We start from the raw sequence: 14,859 nt of genomic DNA, 5'->3' as shown, positions 1-14,859 counted from the left end.
CAGTACGCATAGTATATTTAGAAAGTAGTGAATGTAGTGAGATTGCGCTTAGATAAATTTTTAGCTCATAAAGCGTTCGGTACACGCAAAGAAGTGCACAGCCTCATAAAGCAGGGGCTGGTTACGGTGAATGGAACAACGGCCCGTAAAAAGGACGTATCCATTGATACGGACAAAGACGTGGTAGCCGTAAAAAATGAGCCTGTATCTATGCAGATGGTATATTATGTGGCCTTTAATAAACCGGCCGGATATATCTGTGCAGTTCATGATACGAAACAGCCTACAGTAATGGAGCTGTTGCCGCCGGAGTTTACTACCTTGGAAGTATTTCCTGTAGGACGACTGGATAAGGATACTGAGGGGCTCTTGCTCCTTTCCAATGACGGCAATTGGGCGCATCGCATTATAAATGGCAAAAAAGAAATAGAGAAGGTATATTACGTGGAATACACCGGAACACTCAGTGAAGAAGGACTGGACCGCATTGCGGCCGGTATGGAGCTGGGCGACGGTACTAAGTGCAAACCGGCCCATTTAACATTGTTGGGTGACGGCGACGAGTGGCGTAAGATTGCCGGTGACGGACCATGTAAAATAGATGGTGATGAGCTGAGTCGCATTGAAGAAGAGGATGCCCATAGAGCACAGCCTTTAGAAGGCTCTTGTAATGCAGCCATGATCACAGTTACGGAAGGCAAGTATCATCAGGTGAAGCGCATGATTGGTGCGGCCGGCGGTGAAGTGGTCTATTTGAAACGACTTTCCGTAGGGCCTTTTGATTTATCCGGTATCGAAGAAACAGGTCAGTATGCAATTCTTTTGCCGGAAGACTATGAAAAGTTATAGTCAAAATTCCGTTTTTATGGTATCATTAAATGAAAAATTTTAATGGTAAGGGAGTCTTTTTATGAATGGATTACATCGTTTACAAGACTTTTTAAAAGCCGAAAATTACGATGCGAGTATTATACTCAGCGAAACAAACTTAAGATATTTCACCGGATTTACAGGTACAACCGCCGTTGCGTTCATAACCCGCACAGATGCCTATTTGATTACGGACAGCCGTTATCGCATTCAGGCTGCTAATCAGTGTGAAGGGTATGAAGTGATTCAATATAAAGATTCAATCTGGCAGACTATCAAGGAATTAATCAACGATTCCGGTACGCCTATTGCAACTTGTATTATTGAAGGCGACAGCATGCCTGTAGATACGTATAAAAAAATGAGCGAAGCACTGACAGATATTAAGGAATTCAAATCAGTCAACTTGGCCACCGTACGCGCCGTTAAGCGTGAAGATGAACTGGAATTGATGCGGTATGCGGCGAAGATTGCCGACGAAGCCTTTGCAGCGATGCTGAAACAGCTCAAAGTGGGTATGACGGAAAACGAAGCGCGCATCATTCTTGAAAAGGAAATGATGGATCGCGGTTCCGAAGAACCTTCATTTAAAACGATTGTAGCTTCCGGTATTCGCTCCAACATGCCTCATGGTGTAGCGTCCGATAAAGTCATTGAAGACGGCGATTTCGTCACATTTGACTTCGGCAGCGTGTATAAAGGATATCATTCCGATATGACCCGTACGATTGTAATGGGCACAGCATCGGAGTTCCAGAAATTCTTGTATAATACGATCCTGGAATCGCAGATGAACGGCGTCAAAGCCGTGAAAGCGGGCATTACAGGCCGTGATTTAGATGAAGCGTGTCGCGCTAATTTTAAGGCGCGGGAAGACTTGAAAGACTTGGTGTACCAGCATGGTACAGGCCACGGCGTAGGTCTTGATATTCACGAAGAACCGGTGGCGTCACCGAAGTCTGACACAGTATTGGAACCGAATATGATTATTACGGTGGAACCGGGTATCTATTTGGAAGGTTGTCATGCCATTGACAAGTTCAATGACGGCGATTGTGGTCTTCGCATCGAAGATACAGTTATTGTTACCGATAATGGCTGTGAGATAATCACTCACACCACTAAGGAATTAATAGAAGTAAAAGGTTAAACGGAGGGATTTTAAATGATTTCTAGTAATGATTTTCGCCCGGGCGTAACAATTGAGCTCGATGGTAACGTGTGGCAAGTTGTAGACTTCCAACACGTAAAACCAGGTAAAGGTGCCGCCTTTGTGCGTTGTAAATTAAAGAACTTGCAAACAGGCGCTGTTGTTGAACGTACTTTCAATGCCGGTGAAAAAGTGCCTAAAGCACATGTTGACCGTCGTCGTATGCAATACTTATACGAAGCTGACGGAGCTTATACATTCATGGACAATGAAACTTACGATCAAGTAGAATTGAACCAAGAACAATTGGGCGACGCTAAAAACTTCCTTCTTGAAAATATGGAAGTAAGCATTATGTTCTTCCAAGGCATCGTTATCGGTATCGATTTACCTGTTGCTGTAGAGCTTCGCGTAGTTGAAACTGACCCTGGCATCCGCGGCGATACTGCTACAGGCGGTAACAAACCGGCTACATTGGAAACCGGCTATGTAGTAAAAGTACCTTTATTCATCGAAGTTGACGATGTTCTTCGCATTGATACTCGTACCGGTCAGTACATCGAACGTGCGTAATTAAATTTAACTTGTAAAGCATTTGTCTCTGACGCGCAATCGTTGTAGGCAAATGCTTTTATACTTATGTCTGAGAGGTGGCCTGCTATGAGTGATAAAAGTTCTTTCTTTGATGGTGCAACAAAAATCAGTGATTCTGTGTATACGACGATAGCCGCTTTGCGCGCTCTTGAAGTGCGCGGAATCAGCTCTATGAGCACCACGGCGGGTGATGATATCGCCAATCTGGTGGGCATTAAGAATCAATGGGAAGGCGTGCGCATCAGCCGCAGTGAAGATCAAAGCCTCATTATTGATTTGTATGTGGTGGCGCAGTACGGATACCGCATTCCCGATGTGGCTCTTCGTGTGCAGGAACATGTAAAGTCGGGTATCGTGGAATTAACCGGTTCCGTTGTGGAAGCTGTTAATATTTATGTACAGGAAATTGTGTTTGAAGACATATTTACTCCTATGGGCGGTGTAAGGGAGAGAGGTAAATAATGGACCAAACAAATAAGAAAAATACGGATACAGCCGTTAAAGTGCAAGTGTCGGACGATGTGATTTTACAGATTGCCACACATGTGGTTACGGAAACACCGGGCTATCACTCGTTGAACAGCAACTTTTATTACGGCGTTGTAAACGGCATTGCTCGAAACTTCGGTCAGAAGAGCTTGCCGGGCATGAACGTAAGACATCGAAAAGAAGGCCTGGAAATTAACCTTTACTTGAATGTACTTTACGGGTACAGCTTAATGGATATGGCGAAAGAAATCAGACAGAAAATAAAAGCGGAATTAAAGCGCATGCTGGATATACCGGATGTAAGAATTGATGTTCACTTTGAACATATTATAGGACCCGATCAGGTGGCAGAGGAGACAAAGAATGAAACAGAATCGTAATCGTCGTTTAGCTAGAGTATATGCATTTCAAACTCTATATGCATTGGAATTTCATAAGGGAGAAGAATCAACTCCTATTCCGACAGATGATTTCGGCGCCTTGGATATTGCCTATGCCAACGCCATCATTGACGGAACTAAAGCGAATTTAGAAGCTATTGACGCCTTGTTGCAAAGTCATTCGCCAAAGCGTAAAATCGCTCATTTAGGCGCTGTGGAACGCAATGTGTTGCGCTTGGCCACTTGGGAAATGGTATACGCTCCGGAACCTGTGGAAGCGGGCATCGTTATTAACGAAGCGATTCAGCTTGTAAAAGAATATGGCGCCGACAAGAGCTATAAGTTCGTCAATGCCGTATTGGACGTAATCAGCAAGGAACATAAAAGCGGCGCTAACGCCTAAGCGGAGTAACTATGGATAAGAAAGTTGCTTTTTTAGGCATTGATACCAGTTGTTATACTACATCCTGCGCCTTGGTCGGCGAAGAGGGAGAATTGTTGGCGGAATCCCGACGTTTACTGAAGGTTAAACCCGGCCGCCGCGGTTTGCAGCAGTCGGAAATGGTATTTCAACATACTCGCGCCTTGCCTGAACTTATTGAAACATTGCCGTTAGATGCGTATGCCATAGAGGGCATCGGTGTGAGCGCGTTTCCGCGTCGCGAAGAAGATTCGTACATGCCAGCCTTCCTGGTGGGCCATGGCATGGGACGAAGCCTGTCACATGCGTTACAGGTGCCCCTTTACGAATTTTCTCACCAGGAGAATCATATTTTAGCCGCTGTACGTGACTTAGGCGGCTTATTACAGGAGCCATTTTACAGCCTTCATGTGTCCGGCGGTACTACAGAACTTCTGTACTGTGAACCGCAGGGTGATGAGCTATTTACAGCTACACTCATCAGCGGATCCATCGACCTTCACGGCGGTCAGTTTGTAGACCGTATGGGCGTAGCTCTGGGATTGCAGTTCCCCGCAGGCCCACATTTGGAAACGTTGGTGCGCAATGCGTATCCCCATGCGAAACGATGGGAAGAAGCACCGTTGGATAACCCCCTCCCTGTAGCCGTTAAGGCGGGACAGATGAGCTTTGGCGGACCATGCAGTGAAGCTGTTCGACGCCTGGAACGCGGTGAATACGAGCCGGCTGAATTGGGTTTGGCCGTATTCCGTTGCATCAGTCAGTCTATCGTTAAGTTTTTAACATATTATAATAAACAGAAGCGGGCGGAACACTTAATCGCCGTTGGCGGTGTTATGTGCAATTACTATTTGCGCCAGGCACTATGTGATTATGGTGTCAAAGAAGGCGTACAACTCCATTTCGCCGACCCGAAATACAGCTCTGATAACGCAACCGGTGTAGCGTATGGGGCGTCGTTATTTAATAAAAAGGCCATTCTTCCGTGATTTCGAAATAGCCTTTTAAGATAAACCAGCGTAATACCGAGATACACTATATTAAAGAAATACGAGATATACTAACGAAATACCGGAGACATACTATATTATTTTATATACACATTAAATACCTGCTATACTAATAGCAGGTATTATTCAAGTTTATGGAAAGACAAGGAGTTCCTATGGATGTATTTTCCGTTACCCGCCTGTGTGCGCTGGTTAAACGCACGCTGGAGCGGGAGTATTTGCTGAAAAACTGTTATGTAGGCGGTACGATTTCCAATTTGAAACGACACAGTACAGGACATTATTATTTCTCCATAAAAGATGATGATGCGTCTATCGATGTGGCGCTCTGGGCAAGTACGGCTCAGAAAAAAGGCCTCGTAGGCGTGCTGGAAAACGGCCTGTTTGTCACTATGCGTGCGTCTATTAACTTTTACGAAAAAACAGGTCGTCTCAGTTTAATCTGCAATGACATGGAAGTGGGACAGAAGAGCCCATATCAACTGGCCTATGAAGCGCTAAAAAAAGAATTGACCGCCTTAGGTTATTTTGATGAATCTCACAAGAAGCCGCTCCCTGAAATGGCCACCTGTATCGGCTTAGTTACGTCACAGTCCGGTGCGGTATTGCACGATATTTTGCATGTGGCGGAACAACGCAATCCGTTTGTGAAGTTTAAACTGTTCGCTGTACCTGTGCAGGGCGAAAAAGCGGGCCCTGTCATTGCGAAGGGGATTGAGCGGGCCGATGCGGATAAAGATGTGGAATTAATTATTGTAGGTCGCGGCGGTGGCTCCATGGAAGACTTATGGTGTTTCAATGATCGTGCCGTCGTAGAGGCCGTGTACAATGCAAATAAACCGATTGTATCTGCTGTCGGTCATGAAACCGATTATACTTTGTGCGACTTTGCCGCTGATGCACGCGGTGCTACGCCAAGTCATGCAGCGGAATTAACTGTATTCCCGGTGCCTTATTTATTACAGCGCTTGGAAGAAAAAGAAAATTATCTCCATCATGTGATGAATCGCACATTGGAAGTAAAGAAACAGGAACTGCAGGCTATTTTTAACCGCAAGTTGGGTATTCCGGCGTTAACCTTGATTCACAAAGAACGGAGCGGCCTTCAGGAGCTGGTACATCGTCTGGAAGGTCAAGTAAAGACGCAGATGGGCACTAAGGAAAATAAATTGGCCTTATTGGCAAAACAGCTTGAGTTGTTGAATCCGTTACACTTATTAGTAAAGGGCTACAGTAAAGTCGAATTGGACGGTAAAGCCTTATCTTCAGTTGATCAGGTTACACCGGGACAGTCGATTGACGTGATTTTACAGGACGGTCAAATACAGGCGAAAGTAGAGGAGATTGTTAAACATGGCTAATACATTGAAATCTTACGAGAAGAAATACGCCGCTTTGGAAGAAGTGGTACGCAACCTGGACGAAAATGAATTGTCTATCAGCGAATTGCTGGCACAGTATAAAAAAGGCTTAACTTTAGTTAAGGAATGTTCTGAAATGCTTCAAAGTGTAGAGGGCGAAGTTAAGCAGATTATCGATGAAGTGCGCATCGGTGAATAAGCACATATTTTAGTGCATATTCAGAGGAAATGTATAGAAGAACAACGTTATAGAAGCTGAATATATACCTGTACTTGTATACAATTTATGTGTCTTATAAAAAATTTTGTTATTCAGCAAAAAAATGTATAAATTGCATAAATTACTTTGTATAAAATAAATAAAATAGTGTATAATAATGATGTTAGTATATTCAGTTTTGATACTTTATACTATACATGAGTACAAATGAATTTATGTTATTTAAGGTTAAAGTAGAAAGTATTTAGTTACTATCTTATTTTATAACCGCTTACACAGTTTTCTATCATCAAGTCGCTTGCATAGAGTATACAAAAGGGTATTCATAAAATACTAAAATTGTATATACGTGTATAAGTGCATAGGAGATTTTTATGTTAAAAGCCTATTTAAAAGAAGGCAAAGCGTGGACAGAAGAGTTTTTAGCTACTGTTCTTGAAGCTCCCTGTGAGGAGTACAGCGGACTATATGAAGCGATGAAATATAGTCTCATGATGGGCGGTAAACGTATTCGTCCTATTATGACTAAGGCTGTTATGGAGTCCCTCGGTGTCAGTGCGGAACCATACAAAGAATTGGTCTGCGCCATTGAACTGATTCATACGTACTCGCTGATTCACGACGATTTGCCGGCTATGGACGATGACGATTATCGCCGCGGCAATCTGACAAATCACAAAGTGTATGGTGACGGCATGGCCATTTTAGCGGGCGACGGTCTCAACACCTTTGCCTTTGAGCTCATGGGACGCAACACTGTAGCTACTGATGCACAAAAGATTCAGTCCATGGTGGCGTTGGCGAAAGCGGCCGGTCCGAGCGGCATGGTAGGCGGTCAGGCCTTCGATTTATCCTCGGAAGATAAAGTGTTATCCTTGGAAGAGTTACAGATTCTTCACAAAGGGAAAACAGGCGCATTGTTCTTAGGGGCCATTGAAATCGGCCTTATCTTAAGTAATGCACCTGCTGAAGTACGTGAAAAGTATTTAACCTACGGCGACCTCATGGGTCTTCTGTTCCAAATCACCGACGATATTCTCGATGTGACCGGAACTATTGAAGACTTGGGCAAAATGCCGGGGAGTGATGAAAAACTTCATAAGGCCACCTATGTATCCTTGCTTGGGGAAGCGAAAGCCCGTGAGAAAGCGATGGAAGTATGCGAAGCGGCTAAAACGGCGCTGCAGGATGTAGATGGCGATGTATCTATTTTAATAGCATTGGCGGACTATTTAATTCACCGGACCCATTAACCGGACCTATAATGAAGGGGTACTTGAAAGTATATGGATTTTTTAACTGAAATGTTTGCAAATTATATCGGTCAGGCCGCCTTATGGTCATGGTTTTTAGCTCAGGTGATGAAGTTCTTCATCGTTCTGATGCAGATAAAACGTTTTCAATGGGAACGACTCATCGGAGCCGGCGGTTTTCCCAGCTCTCACACAGCCTTGGTAGTAGGTCTTACGACGGCGCTGGGATATAAAGAAGGCGTTTCGTCGGAACTGTTTATCGTGGCGCTCGTATTCTCATTGGTTGTTATGTATGACGCATCCGGTGTGCGACGCGAGGCCGGTCGGCAGGCGCAAATCTTAAACCAGTTATTAGAACATTTTAAAACGCGCGGCGTGCAGGTTCATATGGACGGCACCAGCGGGCGCATGTTGAAAGAATTGTTGGGTCACACACCGCTGGAAGTATTTGGCGGCGCCATTTTAGGGTATGTGGTGGCATCCATCATCTTTTATAATTTTTTATAGTAAGGACAGAATATGAGTACAAAGGAACGCTTGGACGTATTGCTGGTGAATCGCGGGCTTTTTGAAAGCCGTGAGAAAGCGAAGCTGGCAATTATGGCAGGGCAGATTTTTATGGGCACTGTATGTGTGGATAAGGCCGGTACCAAAGTGCCGGTAGATGCCGACTTGTCAGTGAAGGGGCAGCAGCTCAAGTATGTGAGTCGCGGCGGCCTGAAGCTGGAGAAAGCATTGCAACTATATCCTATCGACTTAACCGACAAGGTAATGATAGATATTGGTGCCTCCACAGGCGGCTTTACCGACTGTGCACTGCAGAACGGCGCGTCTAAAGTATTTGCCATTGATGTGGGGTACAACCAGTTGGCCTGGTCGCTGCGGCAGGATCCGCGTGTGGTCAATATGGAAAAGCAGAATATACGAACTGTTACGCCGGAGCAATTAGGCGAGTTGGCCGACTTCATATCCATCGATGTGGCATTCATTTCCTTGGATAAAGTTCTGCCCGTAGCAGTTACATTGTTAAAAGACTCCGGTTCTTTGGTGGCACTTATTAAGCCTCAATTTGAGGCGGGCCGCGAAAAGGTGGGCAAAGGCGGTATTGTGCGCGAAGCTTCTACACATAAAGAAGTGTTGCAACGCATTTTACAGGTCGCATTAGACTGTGGATTTTATGTACATGGCCTTACATTCTCACCGATTAAGGGGACGGAAGGCAACATAGAGTTTTTAGGGTATTTCAAGAAATCAGGAGAGGGCGCCCTTGAAGTGACGGACGAGTTAATCGACGAAACAGTCAAGGCGGCACATCAAATGTAGGTGATTATATGCGTATAGGATTTATTCCCAATATGGGCAAGGAAAATATTATTCCCATAATGAAAGAAGCCCATGACTATTGTGTGGCACGAGGCTTGGAAGTGTGGCTCCCTGCCGATCTTGAAGAGTACGATGTGCCTAATTTATTAGGGGTACCGAAGAGTCGCGTATTGCCGCGGCCGGAAATTTTTAAACACTTGGACATTGCATTCAGCTTTGGCGGTGACGGTACGTTAATTCACCTGGCTCGTCAGATTTATATGCACGATGTACCGATTTGCGGGATTAATCTCGGTGAATTGGGCTTCTTGAATCAGATTGAGCTGAAGGAAATGGAAATGCGCATCGATAAGATTGCCCGCGGTGATTATCGCGTGGAAAGCCGTATTCACTTGGCAGCAGAGATTCGTCATCCTGACGGCGTAACAAAATTGACGCCAATCATCAATGAAGTGGCGATCACCTGCAAAGAACCGGCTAAAATGGCCCGCATCAATTTGGCCATCAATGAAGGTCATACGCAGATGTATCCGGCTGACGGTCTCATTGTGGCATGCTCCACAGGTTCTACAGGGTATAACTTGTCTGCCGGCGGTCCGATTATGGCGCCGGACAATCACTCCATTATTATTACCCCGGTAGCGCCGCATCTATTGCAGAGCGTATCTCTTGTATTGAAAGAAAGCGCCCGTGTAGATTTGACCATGCCGAAGCGGCAGGGTTCACTTCATATCTGCATAGACGGCACCTTCAACTACGAGTTTACTCACGAAGATTCCTTGCACATTGAAGCAAGCTCTTTATATAGTCGCTACGTGCGCTTCTACGATCAGAAGTTCTTTGCCACCTTGTTTAGAAAATTGTCGGCACGGCGAGATGAGCTCTTATGATTAATCTCAATCATGCCGTAAAGTTTCAACATCTTTTCTGGCAGGACCAACTGAAGGACGCACGGGTCATCGTAGATGCCACGGCCGGCAACGGTCATGATTTACTCTACCTGGCCACGCATTGTGAAGGCGGGACCTCCTTGTGGGGACTTGATCTTCAAAGTGAAGCATTGCAAAAAAGTCGAGAACTCTTGGACGCACAGTGTGCTCGCACAGACATTTCCATAACCCTTTTACAGGGGTCTCATGATGTGCTGTTGGAGCAAACTGAATGGACTAAAGGTATTGACTTACTTATATTTAACTTAGGGTATTAACCGGGCGGCGATCACGCGTGTATGACTCGCAGTGACACGACGATTAAGGCTCTGGAACAGGGGCTTAATATACTGAGTGATCACGGACTTATCACGGTGGTTGCGTATCCGGGCACGGCGGAAGGCCAAGCTGAAATGGAGGCGGTCACAGCGTATTTACGCAGTATTCCTCAAAAACAGTTTGATGTTTCCACCTGGCAGCCTTTAAACCAGGCGAATCATCCACCTATCTTATTTTTTATCAAAGGACGGTGACTTATGAAACGTTATAGATATAACATCATAAAAGAAATTGTACAATCCAGATCCATCGAGACACAGGAAGAATTGGCGCAAGCATTGGCGGAACGCGGTATTGAAGTTACGCAGGCTACAGTATCCCGCGACATTAAGGAATTGATGCTCATCAAGATTCCTACAGGGGACGGACATTACCGTTACGCATTGTCACCGGAAGAAAATGTACTGTTATTTACGAACCGTATTCATCGCTTATTCCAGGATTCTATTACCCGTGTTGATTTTGCAATGAACCAGATTGTACTCCATACATTACCGGGCTCTGCACAGTCAGTGGCTTTTGCCATCGATCATGCAAAATGGAATGAAATTATCGGAACCATTGCCGGTGATGACACAATCCTGTTGCTTGCTCGTTCCGTTGACGAAGTTCAACCTATCCTAAAACGAATTTCTGATTTGATGAAGGGATAATTATATGCTGGTACAAATGGGGATTCGCAATTTTGCCCTCATTGAACATATGAATTTGAATTTTTCCAAGGGCATAAGCATATTTACCGGTGAAACCGGTGCAGGTAAATCAATTTTAATGGACGCACTCAGTATATTGCTCGGCGAGCGGGCCAGCAGTGAATTTATTCGACATGAAAAAGACGCCTTCATTATTGAAGGTGTCTTTGATATAGGAGATAATACAGCGCTGCTGGATTTGCTTACATCTAAAAATATTGCCGTTGAAGACGACGGCTTGCTTATATTGTCCCGGTCCTTCAATCGACAGGGAAAAACGAATATATTGGCTAATGACCAGGTAATTCCTCTAAAAGCATTGCGTGAAATCGGCCTTTATTTAGCGGATATTCACGGCCAGTATAATAACCAGCTCCTTCTAAATGCGGATTATCATCATCGCTATTTAGACGAATACAATGAGCAGGGGAAAACTGCTTTTGGAAATTATGTGAAAGCCTTTAAAGCCTACGAAGCCTCTCGTTTGGCCTATGATAATCTGGAAGGGATGGCTGCGGAACGTGCTCGCGAACTGGATATGTTGCGCTTTCAAATTGATGAAATTGAAGAAGCACAATTGAAGCCCGGTGAAGATGCCGCTATTTCTGCAGAACTGAAACGACTGGAAAGTTTCGAACAAATGGATAAGATTCTTGGTCAGTCCTATGATGCCTTTTATAGTGACCGCTATGCCATTTTGGACAGAGTGAATGCCATAAAGGGAGAGATTCAGGACTTGGTAAGTATTGACGAAGCCCTAAAGGATACGTCAGACTTATTGAACTCCGCCTATTTCCAATTGGAGGAAGTGGCTCAGTCTTTAGACAGATATCGCGATACCATATCGTATGACGAAGAGCGTTATGCGTATTGTCAGGAGCGAGACTCTTTAATTTACGGACTTAAACGAAAATACGGCGAGACCATTGAGGCTGTGTTGGAGTTTGAAGAGAAAGCGCAGGCCCGCCTGGAAGAATTGGAATCGCAGAGCTTTGCGAAGGAAGAATTGGCAGCGGAACTTGCTAAGAATCAGCAGGCAGCGGAAGCGGCCTTGAAAACCCTTACGGATGTGCGTCATGCTAACAGCAAGGAGATTGCTAATCTTCTGCAGAAACAGCTGTCCGATTTGGGCATGCCGAATGCGCGCCTTACCTTTAAAATTGAACCGAGCGAAACACTGTGCCGATTAGGTGCGAAGAGTATTGAATTGCTCTTTAACGCCAATAAAGGGGAAGACCTGTTGCCCCTTCATAAAGTTGCATCAGGCGGTGAAATTTCCCGTATCGCCTTGGCGTTTAAGACTGTATTCAATGATCAGACGCTCAAAACATTGGTATTTGACGAAATCGACGTGGGGATTAGCGGCGACATTGCGTTGCGCGTAGCGTCCAAGATTCAGCAGATCAGTAAAAACACGCAAGTGTTCTGTATTACTCATTTGCCGCAGACAGCCAGCATTGCAGATAAGCACTATCATCTGTATAAAGAAGAAGTGGACGGCCGTACAGTGTCAAATATTAAGGAATTCAGCGACGAAGAACATGTGGAGCAGATTGCCCGCATGATGTCCGGACAGGATTTCTCCCACACCGCATTGGAAACAGCTCGCGAAATGATTGCTCATTTCCATAAGAACTAGAAGCAGTCAGTTGCGTTTTACTAACTGAGAATCCTTAATTTTTATCAGCTCAGATTAATTAAATTTTACCGGCTGAGAATAGTTGAATTTTATTATCTGAGTATAGTTATAATATTAATATAGTGATAGTCCTATTTGTGTACAAAAGTATTTGACGATAGGACAAAATGATTATATACTATTTGTAATCGTTTAAAAATATGGATTATTTTTATTAACTATCTTATTCTTATATGTATATGAGAAGGGTTGGTTAGGTTTTTAACCTAGATCAGTGGTAGCTAATCCGCTGATCTTTTTTCTTAGGAGGGATTAAAATGACAACAGTAATGGTATGTGGTACAACCGGCAAGATGGGCCGCGAAGTCGTAAAAGCGGTGCATGCCGATAAAGACCTTACCTTAGTGGGTGGCATTGATCCCAGCGCCGCCGGTAAAGACGTAGGTCTTATGGCCGGTATTGAGGAGCTTGGGATAGCCATTGATACTTCGTTAACTGAGGCCCTTTCTAAGCGAAAGCCTGACGTAATCGTTGATTTTACTTCGCCGGCCGTTATTTTTGAAAATGCCAAGACCGTTCTTGAAGCGGGGGTTCACATGGTTATCGGTACTACCGGTTTAACTGCGGAACAACGTGAAGAATTGGCTAAAATTGGCGAACGAACCGGTGCAAACTGTCTGGTAGCACCAAACTTTTCACTCGGTGCCGTTATGATGATGAAAACAGCGGCTGAGCTGGCTCCTTATTTCCCAAATGTGGAAATTATTGAACTTCATCATAACCACAAGTACGATGCGCCATCCGGTACAGCCGTATTGACCGCTAAGCTTATCAATGAAGCTAAGGCGGCCGCCGGTGCAACGGCAGCGGAAGATTTAACCCGAGAAAGTTTACCGGGTGCACGCGGTGCCAAGGTAGATGATGTGACTATTCACAGCGTTCGTCTGCCAGGTTATGTAGCGCATCAGGAAGTATTATTTGGCGGTTACGATGAAACCCTGACGATTCGCCATGATTCATTGAGTCGTTTATCCTTTATGCCGGGCGTCGTATTGGCCTGCAAGAAAATTGCTGAGAAGAAAGGCCTTGTTTACGGCTTGGAGCATTATTTGTAAAGTAAATTAATTATTATAGGGAGAGATAGATATGAGAAAACCACGTGTAGCTATTTTAGGTGCCACAGGCGCCGTAGGACAGGAATTTATTACTTTAATTGAAGAACGTAATTTCCCATTCGAAAGTTTAAAATTATTAGCATCAGCTCGTTCGGCCGGTAAGGAATTGGAAGTGGCCGGCAAGACATATGTGGTAGAAGAAGCAAAGCCTGAATCCTTTGAAAACATCGATATTGCTTTGTTTGCAGGCGGATCTATCTCGAAGACCTTGGCTCCGAAAGCAGTAAAACGCGGCGCCATCGTTATTGACAACTCCAGTGCATTCCGTATGGATCCGAATGTACCGTTAGTTGTGCCTGAAGTAAATCCGGAAGATATTGATACCCATAAAGGTATTATTGCCAATCCGAACTGTTCTACAATCATCATGGCCTTAGGCTTGAAACCGCTTCATGACTTATCTCCAATCAAACGTATTGTTGTAAGTACTTATCAGGCCGTATCCGGTGCCGGTAAAGAAGGAATTGATGAATTGACCAACCAGGTAAATGATTATTTGGCAGGCAAGGAACCGGTAGCCAATATTCTTCCATGCGCATCGGATAAAAAACATTATCCAATCGCCTTTAATGTAATTCCTCAGATTGATATATTCCTGGATAATGATTATACTAAGGAAGAGATGAAAATGGTGAACGAAACTCACAAAATCTTGCACGATGATACCATTCAGATCGTGCCGACCACCATTCGAATCCCTGTATATCGTTCCCATTCAGAATCTGTGCTCGTAGAAACGGAAGAACCGGTAAGCGTAGCTGATTTCAGAGCGGCCTGTGAAAAATTCCCGGGTCTGATTGTAAAAGATAATCCAAGTGCACAGGAATATCCTATGCCTTTATATACATCCAATCAAAATGACTGTGAAATCGGACGTATCCGTAAAGACTTATATAACGACAAGGGCATGAACTTCTGGATTGTAGGGGATCAGATTCGCAAGGGTGCCGCATTAAATGCACTTCAAATTGCGGAATATATCGTTGAAAAACAAAACTTTTAATTTCCATAGGA

Annotated in this window: 17 protein-coding genes and 1 pseudogene; all 18 read left to right on the top strand. The window is 44.5% G+C overall.

Annotated features, from left to right (window positions below; all coding sequences use genetic code 11):
- Window positions 1-42 precede the first annotated feature (42 nt).
- A complete protein-coding gene (locus KHZ77_RS01175) occupies window positions 43-849 on the top strand; it encodes a pseudouridine synthase (RefSeq protein ID WP_295195111.1) in 807 nt (268 codons plus the stop codon).
- Window positions 850-910: 61 nt separating this feature from the next.
- The gene (locus KHZ77_RS01170; RefSeq protein ID WP_295194836.1) at window positions 911-2,020 is read left to right on the top strand and encodes a Xaa-Pro peptidase family protein; all 1,110 of its coding nucleotides are present in this window, start codon (window positions 911-913) and stop codon (window positions 2,018-2,020) included.
- A 15-nt stretch (window positions 2,021-2,035) separates the two neighbouring features.
- On the top strand, window positions 2,036-2,593 hold the full coding sequence (gene efp / locus KHZ77_RS01165) for an elongation factor P (protein WP_295194835.1): 558 nt from the start codon (window positions 2,036-2,038) through the stop codon (window positions 2,591-2,593).
- Between the two features lie 87 nt (window positions 2,594-2,680).
- Entirely contained in the window at window positions 2,681-3,076 is a 396-nt protein-coding gene (locus KHZ77_RS01160; RefSeq protein ID WP_295194833.1) for an Asp23/Gls24 family envelope stress response protein, read from the top strand.
- A complete protein-coding gene (locus KHZ77_RS01155) occupies window positions 3,076-3,483 on the top strand; it encodes an Asp23/Gls24 family envelope stress response protein (protein ID WP_295194831.1) in 408 nt (135 codons plus the stop codon). Before KHZ77_RS01160 ends, KHZ77_RS01155 begins: the two co-directional genes overlap by 1 nt.
- A complete protein-coding gene (gene nusB / locus KHZ77_RS01150; protein WP_295194830.1) occupies window positions 3,467-3,886 on the top strand; it encodes a transcription antitermination factor NusB in 420 nt (139 codons plus the stop codon). The genes KHZ77_RS01155 and nusB overlap by 17 nt, the downstream gene beginning before the upstream one ends.
- Before the next feature lie 11 nt (window positions 3,887-3,897).
- Window positions 3,898-4,893, top strand: a complete 996-nt coding sequence (locus KHZ77_RS01145) for a metallohydrolase (protein WP_295194828.1) — start codon at window positions 3,898-3,900, stop codon at window positions 4,891-4,893.
- Window positions 4,894-5,048: 155 nt separating this feature from the next.
- Window positions 5,049-6,275 carry an exodeoxyribonuclease VII large subunit gene (xseA, locus tag KHZ77_RS01140; RefSeq protein WP_295194826.1) on the top strand — a complete coding sequence of 409 codons (1,227 nt, stop codon included), beginning with the start codon at window positions 5,049-5,051 and terminating at the stop codon, window positions 6,273-6,275.
- Window positions 6,268-6,474, top strand: a complete 207-nt coding sequence (xseB, locus tag KHZ77_RS01135) for an exodeoxyribonuclease VII small subunit (protein WP_295194824.1) — start codon at window positions 6,268-6,270, stop codon at window positions 6,472-6,474. The genes xseA and xseB overlap by 8 nt, the downstream gene beginning before the upstream one ends.
- Before the next feature lie 395 nt (window positions 6,475-6,869).
- On the top strand, window positions 6,870-7,748 hold the full coding sequence (locus tag KHZ77_RS01130) for a polyprenyl synthetase family protein (protein ID WP_295194822.1): 879 nt from the start codon (window positions 6,870-6,872) through the stop codon (window positions 7,746-7,748).
- A gap of 33 nt (window positions 7,749-7,781) precedes the next feature.
- Entirely contained in the window at window positions 7,782-8,255 is a 474-nt protein-coding gene (locus tag KHZ77_RS01125) for a divergent PAP2 family protein (RefSeq protein ID WP_295194820.1), read from the top strand.
- Between the two features lie 12 nt (window positions 8,256-8,267).
- Window positions 8,268-9,071, top strand: a complete 804-nt coding sequence (locus KHZ77_RS01120; protein ID WP_295194819.1) for a TlyA family RNA methyltransferase — start codon at window positions 8,268-8,270, stop codon at window positions 9,069-9,071.
- A gap of 8 nt (window positions 9,072-9,079) precedes the next feature.
- A complete protein-coding gene (locus KHZ77_RS01115; RefSeq protein WP_295194817.1) occupies window positions 9,080-9,961 on the top strand; it encodes an NAD(+)/NADH kinase in 882 nt (293 codons plus the stop codon).
- Window positions 9,958-10,533: pseudogene (locus KHZ77_RS01110) on the top strand (class I SAM-dependent methyltransferase). The gene KHZ77_RS01115 and the pseudogene KHZ77_RS01110 overlap by 4 nt, the downstream one beginning before the upstream one ends.
- A 3-nt stretch (window positions 10,534-10,536) precedes the next feature.
- A complete protein-coding gene (gene argR / locus KHZ77_RS01105; protein WP_295194815.1) occupies window positions 10,537-10,992 on the top strand; it encodes an arginine repressor in 456 nt (151 codons plus the stop codon).
- 4 nt (window positions 10,993-10,996) lie between these two features.
- A complete protein-coding gene (gene recN / locus KHZ77_RS01100) occupies window positions 10,997-12,670 on the top strand; it encodes a DNA repair protein RecN (protein WP_295194812.1) in 1,674 nt (557 codons plus the stop codon).
- Window positions 12,671-12,987: 317 nt separating this feature from the next.
- Window positions 12,988-13,785, top strand: coding sequence for a 4-hydroxy-tetrahydrodipicolinate reductase (gene dapB, locus KHZ77_RS01095; protein WP_295194810.1), 798 nt, complete (start codon window positions 12,988-12,990; stop codon window positions 13,783-13,785).
- Between the two features lie 31 nt (window positions 13,786-13,816).
- Window positions 13,817-14,848: an aspartate-semialdehyde dehydrogenase gene (locus KHZ77_RS01090; RefSeq protein WP_295194808.1), complete on the top strand. Its 1,032-nt coding sequence runs from the start codon at window positions 13,817-13,819 to the stop codon at window positions 14,846-14,848.
- Window positions 14,849-14,859: the final 11 nt, after the last annotated feature.

Source organism: Veillonella sp. (genome assembly GCF_018364065.1).
GTDB lineage: Bacteria > Bacillota > Negativicutes > Veillonellales > Veillonellaceae > Veillonella_A.
This window is presented reverse-complemented; position numbering and strand designations above follow the sequence as displayed.